The following is a 13,822-nucleotide window of genomic DNA, read 5'->3' as shown; positions in this document are numbered from 1 at the left end:
AATGCTGTCGTTCAAACACGGAAAGCGTCGTGTGCTTGTGGAACGAGAGGCGGTGGTCGAGGGAGGCCCGCTAGAGTCGCTTGATCGCGGCGACCTCGCTGCCGGCCTGCCTGATCCGCGCAATCGCGGGCTCGATCGGCTCGATCACGGTCGCCATGTGATATGCATTGGCGTGAACCATGGTGCTGGCATCTCGGACGATGGCGACATGGCCCTTCCAGAAGATCAGATCGCCGCGCAGCAAGCTGCCTCGCTCATGAGGCTCCAGCGTGCGGCCGAGTCCGGCCAGCTGCATGTCGCTATCGCGCGGGCAGCCGATGCCTGCGGCGGTCAGCGAGATCTGCACGAGGCCCGAGCAGTCGATGCCGAGGCTGCTCTTGCCGCCCCACAGGTAGGGCGTGCCGACGAAGCGCTCGGCCACCGACACGAAATCTGCCTCGCGATGATCGAGCGGGACGAGATGCGTCCCCGGCAAAAATCTCCCGTCGCGCGTCACGGCGAAAGAGCCGTCCTCGCGCGCCACGGCCATCTTCGATCCCATCACGAGTGTGTCGGCCGGCGGCAGCTTGATCGAGGGACCGGGGAACGCGAACGTTCGCAGTGCGCCCACCTTGTGCGTCGGCGCGGCCGTCGGCTTCACGAGCGCCGCGTCGGGAAGCCAGCCGACATAGCCGTCGCTATTGAGTTGGCCCCAGGCCCACCCCTCGCCGTTGCGGTCGTAGACCGTGACGCGCTCGCCGCGCAGCGCTTCCGTCATCAGCATGGCGTTCGAGGACGGTTGCTCGCGCACCGGTGCGATCGCCTCGACCACCTCGAATTCCTCCCCGGTGACGAAGCGATCCGCCTCGACGGTGCCTTCGAGATATTTCGCGGCGATATCGCCCCGCGCCGGCGTCAGCCGTGGATCATGTTTGGGATCATGCATAGCGCTCGCTCAGCAATGTGTAGAGGGCGCGAGCGGCCTGGCACTCGCCGCCTTCGGGCCGCGCCGGCTTCGCCGACGGCGTCCAACCATAGATGTCGACATGCAGCCAGCTCCCGGCGTGCTCGACGAAGCGTTGCAGGAACAGCGCGCAAGTGATCGAGCCGGCGAAGCCGCCGGACGGCGCGTTGGTGATGGTGGCCGTCTTGGAGTCCAGCCAGGCATCGTAAGGCGGCCACAGCGGCATGCGCCACAACGGATCGTTCTCCTTCGCCGCGCAGCGCGCGACGTCGGTGGCCAGCGTCTCATCATTGGTGTAGAAGGGCGGCAAATCCGGCCCCAGCGCGACGCGGGCCGCGCCCGTCAGCGTGCCCAGATCGATCAGCAGTTCGGGCTTCTCCTCGTCCGCCAGCGCCAGCGCGTCGGCGAGGACGAGCCGGCCTTCCGCGTCGGTGTTGCCGATCTCGACTGTGATGCCCTTGCGCGAGGTGAAGATGTCGAGGGGGCGGAAGGCATTGCCGGCGACCGAGTTTTCCACGGCCGGGATCAGCACGCGCAGCCGCACCTTGAGCTTCGCGTCCATCACCATGCGCGCGAGCGCCAGCACGTTGGCGGCGCCGCCCATGTCCTTCTTCATGATCAGCATGCCGCTCGACGGCTTCAGGTCGAGTCCGCCGGTGTCGAAACACACGCCCTTGCCGACCAGCGTCACCTTGGGATGATCAGGATCGCCCCAGCCGATGTCGATCAGTCGCGGCGCGCGGCTGGAGGCCATGCCGACGGCGTGGATCAGCGGGAAGTTCGTCTTCAGATCGTCGCCGACGGTGCAGGCGAAGCTCGCGCCGAACTCGGTGGCGAGCGCTTGCGCGGCTGCGGCGAGTTCCGCCGGACCCATGTCGTTGGACGGCGTGTTGATGAGGTCGCGCGCCAGTATTGCGGCATCGGCGATCCGCTCGATCTCGGCCGCGTCGACACCGTCAGGCGGCACCAAGCGGACCTCGGGGCGATCCGCCTTGCGGTAGCGGGCGAAGCGGTAGCACCCCAGTGCGAAGGCGAGCGCCGCCAGCCGCGGATCGTGCGGTGCGTTGGCAAAGCGATAGGTGCCTGGCGGCAACAGGCCGGGCAGGGCCCCGGGTCGGAACAGGTCGCGCGATCTTGCACCCTCATCCTCGAGGCCGAACAGCACCTGGGCAATCGTCCCGTCCGGCGCGGGAAGTGCCAGATAGCCGCCAGGCTTGGCGGCAAAGGCGCTCGCGGCGGCAAACTGGCGTTGCGCCGGCGGCAGCGTCTCGGCAATCTGATCCCAGCTCGACTTGGTGACGAACGTGATCGGGATGGCGGTGGGCGACGTCTCGAAGACAGAGGGCATTGGCGGGTCCGGATCGTCAGATCAAGCGGGTCATGCGAACTGACGAGACTTCGCAGAGTTTCGGCGCCGCTGCAATCGGCATTGCCGTCACCGTTCAGCGAACTGCTACGCGCCGCAAGGCCATGCTAGGTTCGGGGGTGCGGCCGCCAGATGTGGAGATCGGAGGCGACCGGAGGAAGCGCCGGGAGGAAATGCGATGGAATTTGTGTGGAGCGTGGTCACATTCGTCGGCCAGGCCGTCGAGGCGATTTTTGGCTATATCGAACATCACCATTGGATCTTCGCGTTCCTTGCCGGCGGCTACGTCTTTTATCTCCACGACCGCTCCGTCCACGCGCGGTTCGATGCGCTCGACAAGCGCATCGACGAAATCCGCCGGCGGCTCGCCATCGAATATTGACCGGGTGAGAGGACGCCGTCCTCGGGCGGATCTCGTATCTCGCGCCGAGACCTACGGTTTGGAAGGGGACGGCCTCACGCCTTTGCGAGCGTTGCGGCCGTGATGCCGCCGCGAGAGGCCAGAGGGCGTCGTTAACCGGCCGTTAGGGTTAACATTCTATTGCTGGCGCGTTCGGCTCGATCAAGCGGTTCCAGAATCAAGGCTCCATGCGTCAACGGATCAGTCCTGCCCGGCTTCTTGCCTCGACGTCGCTGATCGCAGCGGTGGCCATGGGCCTCGGCGGCTGCACGGCCATGTCGAAACTCTCCGACGTGACGGGCTCGGTCGGCCCCCGGGCGGAGGCGGCTCCCGCCGACCGCGCGTCCACCGATCCGGCGCGTGCCGTCGACGCCTATGGCGAGCGCTACCGCGCCAATCCCAGGGATGCCAACGCCGCACTCGCCTACGGACAGGCCTTGCGCGCCAACGGCCAGCGCGCCCAGGCCGCCGCCGTGCTCGAGCAGGCGACCATCGCCAATCCCGGCAACAAGGCGCTGCTCGCCCAGTACGGCCGCGCACTCGCCGACAACGGCAATTTCCAGCAGGCTTACGACGTCCTGTCGAAGGCGCATTCGCCCGACAATCCGGACTGGCGCCTGCTTTCGGTGCAGGGCACGGCGCTGGACCAGATGGGCCGTCATGAAGAGGCGCGATCTTACTACGCGAGCGCGCTCAAGATCGCACCGGGTGATCCCGGCGTGCTCTCCAATCTCGGCCTGTCCTACATGTTGTCGCGAGAGCTGCCGAAAGCCGAAGAGGCGCTGCGGCAGGCCTATGCTTCCCCGCGTGCGAGCGCGCGGGTGCGGCAGAACCTCGCCTTGGTCGTCGGTCTCCAGGGCCGCTTCGCGGAAGCGGAGACCATTGTGAAAGCGGACCTGCCACCGGACCAGGCCGCCGCCAATGTCGCCTATCTCAAGGACATGCTCAGCCGCAGCGAGGCCCCGCACGGTGCACCGAAGCGGACGCCGGTTGCTTCGCTCAGCCAGCCCGACTGATCAGATCTGATCGCCCGATCTCAGCCTGAGTGGCGAACCGCGCGGTCCGCTCTCACTCAGTGCAACTCCGTGACCTTGATGGCGGTCGGCCCGAGAATGACCACGAACAGCACCGGCAGGAAGAACAGGATCATCGGCACCGTCAGCTTCGGCGGCAGCGCGGCGGCCTTCTTCTCGGCCTCGTTCATGCGCATGTCGCGGTTCTCCTGCGCCATGACGCGCAGGGAGTGGCCGAGCGGGGTGCCGTAGCGCTCCGCCTGCTGAAGCGCGAGACACACCGACTTGACGCCCTCGAGCCCGGTGCGCCGTGCAAGGTTCTCATAGGCGACCTTGCGATCCTGCAGATAGGACAGTTCGGCCGTGGTCAGGGTGAACTCCTCCGAGAGCGCGATCGACTGACCCACGATTTCGGTCGCGACCTTCCGGAACGCCATCTCGACCGACATGCCGGATTCGATGCAGATCAGGAGCAGGTCGAGCGCGTCGGGAAATGCACGCTTGATCGAGAGCTGGCGCTTGGCGATCGCATTCCTGAGAAACAGCATCGGCGCCTGAAGGCCGAGATAGGCAGCGCCGATGCAGATGCCGATCTTGACCGGCAGCGCCTGTTCCATGCGCGCGATCACGAAGACGTAGAGGGCCGAGCCGATGAAGAGCACGATCGGGGCGACCATGCGGGCAAACAGGAAGGTGATGTAGGGCGCCTGGCCGCGGTAACCTGCCATGATGAGCTTGTCCCGCGCAGCTTCCTGCGCGAGCCATTTGGTGAGGTTGAAGTCCTCGACCACCTTGGAAACGAGCTGCTTCGGGGTCTGGCGCAGCGAGACTTTTTCGCTCTTGTGAAGACGCTCACGCTCGCGCTGCCGGATGCGCTCACGCTCGCTTGCCACCGCCTTCATCCGCTTGGAGAGGCCCTCGCCGGCGAACAACGGCATCACCAGCGTATACACGGTTGCGCTGGCGGCGACGGCCGCGAGCAGCATGGTCATGAAGCGGACGTCGTGCAGTTTCGAGACGAGGAATTCGACCATACGGCACCGTCAGAAATCGAAGTTGATCATCTTCTTCATCACCATGATGCCGATCGACATCCAGACGACGCAGCCGACCAGCATCAGCTGGCCGGTAGGATGAGTCCAAAGCACCGAGATGTATTGCGGCGTCGTGAGATAGACGAGGAACATCACGATCGGCGGCAGCGAGCCGATGATGCCGGCAGAGGCCTTGGCTTCCATCGACATCGCCTGGATCTTCTCCCGCATCTTCTTGCGGTCGCGCAGCACCTTGGAGAGGTTGCCGAGCGCTTCGGAGAGGTTGCCGCCCGACTTCTGTTGGATCGACACCACGATGCCGAAGAAATTGGCCTCCGGCAGCGGCATGCGCTCGTAGAGCCGCGCACAGGCCTCGCCCAGCGGCATGCCGATCGCCTGCGTCTCGATGATAGCCAGGAACTCGCTGCGCAGCGGCTCGGGAGAATCGGCGGCGACGACCTTGATCGATTCGAACAGCGGCAGGCCCGCCTTGATGCCGCGAACGATCACGTCGACCGCGTCGGGCAGCGCAGCCAGGAACTTGGCCTCGCGACGCTTCTTCAGGAAGCTGAGCGCCCAGCGCGGCAGGCCGAAGCCGCCGGCAAAGGCGAGCCCGGTGGCGCCGATCATGCCGCCGCCGCCGAACAGAGCGACCGCGAAGAACACGCCCGCCACGACGGCGGACGCGATCCAGAATTTCTGCGGCGTCCAGTCAAGCCCCGCCTGCGACAGGCGGACGCTGAGCGGAGCGCTCTTCTCCTGGGCGCGCCGCGCCTCGAGGTCCTTGAGCGTGGTCTCGACCTGCTCGCGGCGCGAGCGCTGGGTCTTCTCGGCCTGGCGGGCCGTTGGCGCCTCGGCGCGCGCGACCGATGCGCGCCGGCTTTCCGCCTTTCGCTCCCCGGACAGCAACGGATAGAGGAAGACCCAGGCGATGCCACCGACCGCTGCGGTGGCGAGGAAGGCGAGGGCGAGGACCTGCATGTTCATGGCGGCGCTGACCTGCTCACGTCTTCGGAGCGACTTCCGCTGCGTCGAGCGCAGCGGCAAGGCGCTTCTCCTCGCCGTAATAGCGGGCGCGTTCCCAGAACTTCGGACGGCCGATGCCCGTCGAGCGGTGCCGGCCGATGATCTTGCCGTTGGCGTCCTCTCCGACCATGTCGTAGAGGAAGATGTCCTGGGTGATGATGGTGTCACCTTCCATGCCCATCACCTCGGTGATGTGGGTGATGCGGCGTGAACCGTCGCGCAGGCGCGCGGCCTGGATGATGACGTCGATCGAGGCGCAGATCATCTCGCGGATGGTTCGCGAGGGCAGGGAGAAGCCGCCCATCGTGATCATGGATTCGCAGCGCGACAGCGCCTCGCGCGGGTTGTTGGCGTGCAGCGTGCCCATCGAGCCGTCATGGCCGGTGTTCATGGCCTGGAGCAGGTCGAACGCCTCGGGTCCGCGGACTTCGCCGACGATGATGCGTTCGGGCCGCATACGCAGGCAGTTGCGCACCAGTTCGCGCATGGTGACCTGGCCCTCGCCCTCGATGTTGGGCGGACGGGTCTCCAGCCGCACCACATGGGGCTGCTGGAGCTGGAGCTCGGCGGCGTCCTCGCAGGTGATGACGCGCTCGTCGTGCTCGATGTAATTGGTCAGACAGTTGAGCAGCGTCGTCTTGCCCGAGCCCGTACCGCCGGAGATCAGCACGTTGCAGCGGACGCGACCGATGATCTGGAGGATCTCGGCGCCCTCCGGCGAGATCGCGCCGAACTTGACGAGCTGATCCAGCGTCAGCTTGTCCTTCTTGAACTTGCGGATGGTGAGCGTCGGGCCGTCGATCGACAGCGGCGGCACGATGGCGTTGACGCGAGAACCGTCGGCGAGGCGCGCGTCGCAGATCGGCGAGGATTCGTCGACGCGCCGGCCGACCTGGCTGACGATGCGCTGGCAGATGTTGAGAAGCTGCTGGTTGTCTCGGAAGCGAATGCCGGTGCGCTGGATCTTGCCGCCGACCTCAATGTAGACGGTATTGGCACCATTGACCATGATGTCGGCGATGTCGTCGCGCGACAACAGCGGTTCGAGCGGACCGTAGCCGAGGACGTCGTTGCAGATGTCGTCGAGCAGTTCTTCCTGCTCGGCGATCGACATCACGATGTTCTTGATCGCGATGATCTCGTTGACGATGTCGCGGATTTCCTCGCGCGCGGACTCCGAATCGAGCTTGGCGAGCTGGGCGAGGTCGATCGCCTCGATCAGTGCGCCGAAGATGGTCGCCTTGACCTCGTAATAATTGTCCGAACGCCGGCTCTCCATGGCCGGAGGCGGCGCTGCCTTGGCAGGGGCAAGCGGCGGCGAGGCGACGGCCGGCGGAGTTGGGGCGCGCGACATCGCCGGCGCCGGAGCCGGGGCAGGCTCGTGCGACACGGCGCCGGGCTTGGGCGCCCGAAAGTCGGTGTCTGTTCCGCTACGCTTACCGAACACTTAACAGCTCCATGCGGCGGCTTATCTTCCCCGCAACTTCTCAATCAGAGGTGAAAGCAGGGACGACTTTTGTTTCTTGGTCTCGCTGCGGCCGGTCAGGCGTTGGGCGATCTGCAGGAACATCTCGATCGATTTGTGGTTGGCGGAGATCTCCGCGATCATCTGGCCGTTGTTGGCTGCCGAGCCGAAGATCTGCGGCTCGAACGGGATCGAGACGACCGGCTGGCTCTCGATCGCCTTGGCGAACTCCGTGGCGGCGATTTCGGGCCGTTTCGGCACGCCGACCTGGTTGAGGCAGTAGAGCGGCGGCCGGTCGTTGGGCCGCGCGGCCTTCAACAGATCGAACAGGTTCTTGGTATTGCGCAGGTTGGCAAGGTCAGGCGCGGCCACGATCAGGATATCGTCCGCTCCGATCAAGGCGCGCTTGGTCCAGCCTGCCCATTGATGCGGAACGTCGAGCACGATGCAGGGCATGGTGGAGCGCAGCGTGTCGAACACTGCGTCGAAAGCGTCGGTGCCGAAATCATAGACCCGGTCGAGCGTTGCAGGCGCCGCCAGCAGGCTGAGATGGTCGGTGCATTTCGACAGCAGGCGGTCGATGAAGGCAGTGTCGACGCGGTCGGGCGAGAACACGGCGTCGGCAATGCCCTGCGGCGGATCCTGATTGTAGTCGAGCCCGGCGGTGCCGAAGGCGAGGTCGAGATCGGCGACGACGGCGTCCATCGCGAGGTCGCGCGCGATCGCCCAGGCGACATTGTGGGAGATGGTGGAGGCCCCGACGCCACCCTTGGCGCCGACCACGGCGATGATGCGGCCGACCGCCTTGGCTTCCGGCGCCGAGAACAGGTTGCAGATCGAGCGCACGACGTCGATCGCGCCGACCGGCGCGAGCACGTAGTCGCTGACGCCGCGGCGAACCAGCTCGCGATAGAGCGTGACGTCGTTGATGCGGCCGATCACGACCACGCGGGTGCCGGCGTCGCAGACGGTGGCGAGCTGGTCGAGCCCGCTCAACAGATCGCTGCGGCCGTCGCTCTCGAGCACGATCACGTTCGGCGTGGGAGCCGAGCGATAGGCTTCGATCGCGGCCGCCATGCCGCCCATCTGGATCTTCAGGTGGGCCTTGCCGAGACGGCGATCCTCGCCGGCCGCCTGTACCGCGGCGGCAGTCTCCACGGTTTCGCAGAAGGCCTGGACCGAGACGCGCGGCGCAGGCGCAATATGCTCCTCCATCGGCGGAGGAGCGGCTTGCTGCTGCTCTTCTTGTGTCTGGCGCGCGTAGCTGATCATCTGCCGGTTTCGCTGAGTTTGGCCTTGTCGGCCTCGGGATAGGTCGTCGCCGTCGAGAGCCCTTTGCGATATTTCTCGAAACCGGTGATGCGCCGCGGCGTATATGACGGAGTTTCGGGCCGCGGCTGCTCCAGATCCGACGGATTGTCGACCATGGCCGCGAGGTTGCGCTGAGCGGCGCAGCCGTAATTGTAGTAGTCCTTGTTTTCGAACCAGCGCTTGTTCTTCATCGAGGGGCCGATGTCCTCAGGCCACAGGCCGCAGGGACCGGCGACCGCGGCGATCTTGGAATAGGTGAGCCGGATCGGCGGCAGGAAGCGCTTGTCCTCCGGCCGGTAGGGGTGAACGCTGACGCCGCGCGGCGGAACGCCTGCCGCCGCCAAAATCGCCTGGATCTCTCGCATCGTATCCGCGATCGGACGAGCGTTGGGCGTCTGGGACGGTACGTCGATGCGAATGGCGCCGGTGCCTTCGTGCAACCATGCCGATGCGACCCCCATCACGTCGGCGCGCTGGGCGGCGGTCAGTCCACCGCGGGCATGCCCGACGAAGACGACGATCGAGCGATTTTGCTCCTCGATCGCGATCGGATGGCGCTGCTTGTAATCGTCGGGAATGGAGGCCGTGACGACCTCGTCGTGCTGGCAGCCGCCGAGCGCGAGCGCCATGCCGACGAGCGCGCCACCGAGGCGGATGGCGCGTCTGCGAAGCTGGGGTGGTCTCGTAATCATCGTGAAGTCCCCGTTCCGCCTCAGTCGGTGATGAAGCCGTAGGTGCCGCGGTAGCTCTTGCCCGGTTCGGCCCGTCCGGGCACGCCGTAGAGTCGGTTGACATTGCCGATCAGCTGGGCCTGCGGATCCGCAGGCGGAGCGAAGCCGTCATCCGGCCGCGACAGGTCCTTCGGCGCCACCGCGCGAACGACATAGGGCGTCACGATCACGACCAGTTCGGTCGTGTTGTTGACGAAGTCGCGGCTGCGGAACAGCGTGCCCAGGATCGGGAGTTGCATCAGTCCCGGCAATCCGCTGATCGCCTGCTTGGTCTGCTGCTGGATCAGGCCGGCCATCGCCATCGCGCCGCCGGAGGGAATTTCCAGCGAGGTCTCCGCGCGGCGGGTCCTGATCGAGGGCACCGTCAGCGAGTTCACCGTGGTCGAGGTCACCGCCTGCGACAGCGTGATCGCATTCTCGTTCGACAGCTCCGAGACTTCCGTCATCACCCGCAGGCTGATTTTGCCTTCACTCAGCACCACGGGCGTGAAGTTCAGCGAGATGCCGAACTTCTTGAAGTTGATCTGGGTTGTACAGACATGAGTGACGGGATCGCACGCATAGCCTGACGGCACCGGGAATTCACCGCCGGCGACGAACGTCGCCGATTCACCGGAGATCGCGGTCAGGTTCGGTTCGGCCAGCGTACGGATCACGCCAGCGGTTTCCATCGCACGCAGGGTGGCCTGCACGGATGGCGTCGCGCCGAACTTCGTGGTCAGATTGTTGCCGTCGACAAGGTTGCGGCCATAGGCCGTGAACGGGTTCGAATTGGTGAAGCTCACCACGGAGGTGCCGTAGTTGAGGTTGGCGGAGAGGTCGATGCCGAGCTGCTTGACGATGTTGCGCTGGACCTCGGCCACCGTCACCTTGAGCATGATCTGGTCGCGGCCGCGCACCACGATCGAGTTCACCACCTTGTCGGGCCCGCCCGCCAGGCGCGCGGCGAGCTCGTTGGCCTGCTGAGCTTCCATTGGGTTGGCAGCCGTTCCGGTCAGGACGATGCCGTCGCCGAGGCCATCGATCTGGATGTCTGAATTGGGCAGGACCTGCTTCAGCGCGGCCCGCACGCCGTTGAGGTCGCGCTTGACTGCGATGTCATAGGCCGCAATCTGCTGACCGGCGGAATCGAAGAACACGATGTTGGTCTGGCCGACCGCCGCGCCGATGATGTAGGCGCGCTGCGCCGAGCGGACCACGGCATTGGCGATCTTGGGATCGGCGACAAGCACGTCCTTGATGTCGCGCGGCAGGTCGATCACGATGGACTTGCCGATGCCGAGCGAGAGGAAGCGCGCGTTGATCTGGCCGTCCGCCGCGGCCGGCGCCACGGGGCGGTAATCGGCAGCGATCACCGGGTTGAACGCCAGCGCGAAGGCGGCCGAAAACGACAGGGCGCGGACCAGTGAGGTTCGTATCGTCGCCGAATCTGCCCTGCATTTCATATCGACTGTCTTCATCGTGCCTTAGCCGTCTGACTTGGAATGCCGTAGCGAATGATCGAAATGCCGTCTCGCTTCTGCGCGGAGTCGTCGAGCGTGATTTCGCTCAGCTTGACGTCGGCGATGCTGCGCAGCGCCAGCGACAGCGTGCCGCTCTGCCGCGCCGCGGAGAGCGTTGCGGTCTGCGCTGGATTGAGCTCGAGGGTGACGGTCTTGCCGATCACCGCGTTCTGGCCATCCTTCTCCTTGGGCGCCTGGTCGATGGCCAGGACGCGGATATTGGCCAGGATGATCTCGGAGGTGACGAGGTCGGGGGCGCCGCTGCTCTCGTCCGGGTTCTTCAAACGGCGCGTGAGAAGCACGTCGACGCGATCGTTGGGCAGGATGAAGCCGCCCGCGCCGGTCTCCGGCGAGATCTCGGTCGAGATCGCCCGCATGCCGGTGGGCAGGATCGCCGCCATGAAGCCGGAGCCTTCCGCCTTGACCAGCTTCTGGTCGCGGATCGGCTCACCCTGAATGAACGGTGCGCGCGCGATCGAGCCGCTTACCTGGGTCGCAGCATCGGGACGCTCGTTGCGGCGGATGAAGGTGGTGCTCGCGGTCGCGGCCGGCCAGGTCTGCCATTGCACGTCTTCCGGTTTCACGGTCTGGCCCAGGCCGATGTCGTTCTTGGCGACGAGGACGTCGACGGTCGGCAGCTGCGCGACCGGAAGCGGAGGCGGCGCAGAATTGTCGGTGCCGCTCGCCAGGTACGCGGCGACGCCGCCGGCGCAGATGGCGACCGTCAGGACGACAATGCGTGCCCTATTCATACGCTTCACTTTCCAACAATACGCGGCGACGCTGCCGCCGCCGTGATCGGCAGTTGACCAGCTATTCGTCAAAGCATGGTTAATGAGGCGTATCTAAATCGCCTTAACGCCGGGTTACCCAGTGGGTTCAGCGCAGTGCGAGGTGAGTGAGGTCGATCGCCTTCACCCATTCGGTCTCCGGGTAGACCATCAACGCGCTCAGGGCGAGCGCGATGCCGTAGGGAATGCCGCTCTCCTTGGCGTGCAGCCGTGCGAGCCAGGCCTGACCCGCCAGCCCGTAGGGCAGCGGCCATTGCCGGAACTGGAGCAGGAGCAGCGTCAGCGCGCCGCCGAACAGCGAGGCGTAGAGCAGGAAGTTCATCAGCTGCGCGAAGCCGAACCAGAGCGCGACGGAAGCCGCGACCTTGGCGTCGCCGCCGCCCACCCAGCCCATCGCGAAGCAGGCGAAGGCCACGACCAGGACGAGCGCGCCGGCGCCGACATGACTCATGATTTCGTAAGGTGCCATGCCACCGGCAAGGGCGAGCACGAAGAAGCCTGCGACCAGCGCCAGCGACACACGGTTCGAGATCGTCATCGTGAAGAGATCGCTCGCGGCGGCGAATGCGATCAAGGCCGGGAAGAGCAGAAGGCGCGCAATGTCGAGGATCATGGGCTGCGTCTTGAGGCCTGGGTTGGCCGCGGGAGCTGGCGTCGCCGGATGTTAGCGCGTAGTGCTAAACAAACCGACAACGGCGACAGGGACGTGAGGCCAAGGCCGCCGAATGCGTTTTCACCAGAAGCTGGCGATGCGTGCGGCGAGCGCGACCGTCGCAAGCAGCAGCGCAAGGCAGATCCAATAGGCCGGCGAGCCCGCTTGAGCCGCCCCCACCTCTTTCGCCGCGACCGCGGCATCGGTTCTGAACTTGTACAACGCCACTGGAACTTGCCGTCTTCAGAAAAGCAAAGGCCCCGGAGGCCCGGGGCTCTTGTCGTCGGTCTCGGTTGCTTACTTCAGCGACGTGCTGATCGAGGTGAACTTGCCGTTCAGCGCGGTGCCGAGATTGTTGACGACGGTGATGATGGCCAACGCGATGCCGGCGGCGATCAGACCGTATTCGATGGCGGTGGCGCCGGATTCATCCTTCGCGAAACGCGCGATCAAGTTCTTCATGAACAAATCTCCATCTGGGTGAAATCGCCTCATTCGGCGCTCTCTGCGGCGAAGACCATGAGAGCCGAGCTCTTTCGGTAAAGTTAAATCGATCGGATAAACCAAGGTCCGGCGCGAAGCTTTCGCGCAGAGTGAATTTCGCCTTAAAACGGCAGCTGCGATACATTCCGGTTCCCGATGCATCGGCAGCGCGGTGCCTGCTTCACCCTCCCTTAAATTTCGCGGAGTACGTCTAGGCAGGACTGGAATTCGCAAGAGAGGCGACGATGTCGAGCCTGCCCATGCAAGTCGCCCTGATGCTCGGCGAGACCATCGTCAAGGTGATCCCCGTCACCTTCGTGCTTGCGGCGGTCTTCACCGTGCTGGAGCATTTCTGGGCCTGCAATCCCGGCGCGCCGTGGTGGCGCAAGCGGGAGATCGTCACCGACATCTGCTACTGGTTCTTCGTCCCGGTGTTCGCCCGCACCATGCGGATCGGTCTTCTGATCGTCGGCGCCAGCGTCGTCTTCAACATCCACGACGCTGACGCGCTCATTGCCTTCTACGACAATGGCCATGGTCCGCTGTCGCAGCTGCCGCTGTGGCTCCAGGCCCTGCTGTTCCTGGTGCTGTCCGATTTCATGCTGTACTGGCTGCACCGGCTTTTCCACGACGGCGGCTTCTGGAAGTACCACGCCGTCCATCATTCGTCGGAGGAAATCGGGTGGATCTCCGCGGCCCGCTTCCATCCCGTCAATCTCTTGCTCGGGACGATCAGCGTCGACGTCGTGCTGCTGATGGCCGGTATCTCCCCCAACGTCATGATCTGGGTCGGCCCGTTCACCACCTTCCATTCGGCCTTCGTGCACGCCAACCTGAACTGGACCTTCGGACCGTTCAAATACGTGCTGGCGACGCCGGTATTCCACCGTTGGCACCACACCTCGCTCGAAGAGGGCGGCGACACCAATTTCGCGGGGACGTTTCCGATCTGGGACGTGCTGTTCGGCACCTTCCGCATGCCGGAGGGGAAGCTGCCGCAGGACTACGGCAAGGACGAAGCGACCATGCCGAAGGAGATCTGGGGCCAACTCTCCTATCCGTTCAAACAATAGCCGGCGAGTTTGCGGAACGTTCATGAATTAAA

General features: G+C 65.1%; 15 protein-coding genes. 3 read left to right on the top strand and 12 right to left on the bottom strand.

Going from position 1 to position 13,822, the window contains the following annotated elements; all coding sequences use genetic code 11:
- Positions 1-70: 70 nt before the first annotated feature.
- Positions 71-925, bottom strand: coding sequence for an NlpC/P60 family protein (locus FJV43_RS12520; RefSeq protein WP_239627343.1), 855 nt, complete (start codon positions 923-925; stop codon positions 71-73).
- Positions 918-2,291, bottom strand: a complete 1,374-nt coding sequence (locus tag FJV43_RS12515; RefSeq protein ID WP_239627342.1) for a leucyl aminopeptidase family protein — start codon at positions 2,289-2,291, stop codon at positions 918-920. The genes FJV43_RS12520 and FJV43_RS12515 overlap by 8 nt, the downstream gene beginning before the upstream one ends.
- 196 nt (positions 2,292-2,487) lie before the next feature.
- Here FJV43_RS12515 and FJV43_RS12510 point away from each other — a divergent pair, with 196 nt between their 5' ends.
- A complete protein-coding gene (locus FJV43_RS12510; protein ID WP_028177287.1) occupies positions 2,488-2,691 on the top strand; it encodes a hypothetical protein in 204 nt (67 codons plus the stop codon).
- A 206-nt stretch (positions 2,692-2,897) separates the two neighbouring features.
- The gene (locus tag FJV43_RS12505; RefSeq protein ID WP_239627340.1) at positions 2,898-3,725 is read left to right on the top strand and encodes a tetratricopeptide repeat protein; all 828 of its coding nucleotides are present in this window, start codon (positions 2,898-2,900) and stop codon (positions 3,723-3,725) included.
- Between the two features lie 56 nt (positions 3,726-3,781).
- On the opposite strand, the gene FJV43_RS12500 is transcribed toward FJV43_RS12505, so the two are convergent.
- The 10 genes from FJV43_RS12500 to FJV43_RS12455 form a co-directional block, all read right to left on the bottom strand.
- A complete protein-coding gene (locus FJV43_RS12500; RefSeq protein WP_239627339.1) occupies positions 3,782-4,756 on the bottom strand; it encodes a type II secretion system F family protein in 975 nt (324 codons plus the stop codon).
- A 9-nt stretch (positions 4,757-4,765) separates the two neighbouring features.
- Positions 4,766-5,743 (bottom strand): type II secretion system F family protein, encoded by a 978-nt coding sequence (locus FJV43_RS12495; protein ID WP_239627337.1) that lies wholly within the window; start codon positions 5,741-5,743, stop codon positions 4,766-4,768.
- A gap of 16 nt (positions 5,744-5,759) precedes the next feature.
- Positions 5,760-7,229, bottom strand: coding sequence for a CpaF family protein (locus tag FJV43_RS12490; RefSeq protein WP_239627335.1), 1,470 nt, complete (start codon positions 7,227-7,229; stop codon positions 5,760-5,762).
- Positions 7,230-7,250: 21 nt separating this feature from the next.
- On the bottom strand, positions 7,251-8,519 hold the full coding sequence (locus FJV43_RS12485) for an AAA family ATPase (protein ID WP_061880984.1): 1,269 nt from the start codon (positions 8,517-8,519) through the stop codon (positions 7,251-7,253).
- Entirely contained in the window at positions 8,516-9,250 is a 735-nt protein-coding gene (locus FJV43_RS12480; RefSeq protein WP_239627334.1) for a CpaD family pilus assembly protein, read from the bottom strand. The genes FJV43_RS12485 and FJV43_RS12480 overlap by 4 nt, the downstream gene beginning before the upstream one ends.
- 20 nt (positions 9,251-9,270) lie before the next feature.
- On the bottom strand, positions 9,271-10,734 hold the full coding sequence (locus FJV43_RS12475) for a type II and III secretion system protein family protein (protein ID WP_239629406.1): 1,464 nt from the start codon (positions 10,732-10,734) through the stop codon (positions 9,271-9,273).
- Positions 10,735-10,745: 11 nt separating this feature from the next.
- The gene (cpaB, locus tag FJV43_RS12470) at positions 10,746-11,543 is read right to left on the bottom strand and encodes a Flp pilus assembly protein CpaB (protein ID WP_239627332.1); all 798 of its coding nucleotides are present in this window, start codon (positions 11,541-11,543) and stop codon (positions 10,746-10,748) included.
- Positions 11,544-11,670: 127 nt separating this feature from the next.
- On the bottom strand, positions 11,671-12,195 hold the full coding sequence (locus FJV43_RS12465; RefSeq protein ID WP_239627330.1) for a prepilin peptidase: 525 nt from the start codon (positions 12,193-12,195) through the stop codon (positions 11,671-11,673).
- 120 nt (positions 12,196-12,315) lie between these two features.
- On the bottom strand, positions 12,316-12,462 hold the full coding sequence (locus FJV43_RS12460) for a hypothetical protein (protein WP_193374332.1): 147 nt from the start codon (positions 12,460-12,462) through the stop codon (positions 12,316-12,318).
- A 69-nt stretch (positions 12,463-12,531) separates the two neighbouring features.
- The gene (locus FJV43_RS12455; protein ID WP_028177277.1) at positions 12,532-12,696 is read right to left on the bottom strand and encodes a Flp family type IVb pilin; all 165 of its coding nucleotides are present in this window, start codon (positions 12,694-12,696) and stop codon (positions 12,532-12,534) included.
- A 266-nt stretch (positions 12,697-12,962) separates the two neighbouring features.
- On the opposite strand from FJV43_RS12455, the gene FJV43_RS12450 reads away from it, so the two are divergent.
- The gene (locus FJV43_RS12450; protein ID WP_239627328.1) at positions 12,963-13,790 is read left to right on the top strand and encodes a sterol desaturase family protein; all 828 of its coding nucleotides are present in this window, start codon (positions 12,963-12,965) and stop codon (positions 13,788-13,790) included.
- Positions 13,791-13,822 lie beyond the last annotated feature (32 nt).

The organism is Bradyrhizobium sp. I71, assembly GCF_022354745.1.
In the GTDB taxonomy this organism is placed as follows: Bacteria; Pseudomonadota; Alphaproteobacteria; order Rhizobiales; family Xanthobacteraceae; genus Bradyrhizobium; species Bradyrhizobium liaoningense.
This window is presented reverse-complemented; position numbering and strand designations above follow the sequence as displayed.

Coding starts and splice junctions, on each gene's coding strand:
- FJV43_RS12520 (WP_239627343.1), bottom strand. CDS start 925: ATGCATGATCCCAAACATGATCCACGGCTGACGCCGGCGCGGGGCGAT.
- FJV43_RS12515 (WP_239627342.1), bottom strand. CDS start 2,291: ATGCCCTCTGTCTTCGAGACGTCGCCCACCGCCATCCCGATCACGTTC.
- FJV43_RS12510 (WP_028177287.1), top strand. CDS start 2,488: ATGGAATTTGTGTGGAGCGTGGTCACATTCGTCGGCCAGGCCGTCGAG.
- FJV43_RS12505 (WP_239627340.1), top strand. CDS start 2,898: ATGCGTCAACGGATCAGTCCTGCCCGGCTTCTTGCCTCGACGTCGCTG.
- FJV43_RS12500 (WP_239627339.1), bottom strand. CDS start 4,756: ATGGTCGAATTCCTCGTCTCGAAACTGCACGACGTCCGCTTCATGACC.
- FJV43_RS12495 (WP_239627337.1), bottom strand. CDS start 5,743: ATGAACATGCAGGTCCTCGCCCTCGCCTTCCTCGCCACCGCAGCGGTC.
- FJV43_RS12485 (WP_061880984.1), bottom strand. CDS start 8,519: ATGATCAGCTACGCGCGCCAGACACAAGAAGAGCAGCAGCAAGCCGCT.
- FJV43_RS12480 (WP_239627334.1), bottom strand. CDS start 9,250: ATGATTACGAGACCACCCCAGCTTCGCAGACGCGCCATCCGCCTCGGT.
- FJV43_RS12475 (WP_239629406.1), bottom strand. CDS start 10,734: ATGAAATGCAGGGCAGATTCGGCGACGATACGAACCTCACTGGTCCGC.
- cpaB (WP_239627332.1), bottom strand. CDS start 11,543: ATGAATAGGGCACGCATTGTCGTCCTGACGGTCGCCATCTGCGCCGGC.
- FJV43_RS12465 (WP_239627330.1), bottom strand. CDS start 12,195: ATGATCCTCGACATTGCGCGCCTTCTGCTCTTCCCGGCCTTGATCGCA.
- FJV43_RS12455 (WP_028177277.1), bottom strand. CDS start 12,696: ATGAAGAACTTGATCGCGCGTTTCGCGAAGGATGAATCCGGCGCCACC.
- FJV43_RS12450 (WP_239627328.1), top strand. CDS start 12,963: ATGTCGAGCCTGCCCATGCAAGTCGCCCTGATGCTCGGCGAGACCATC.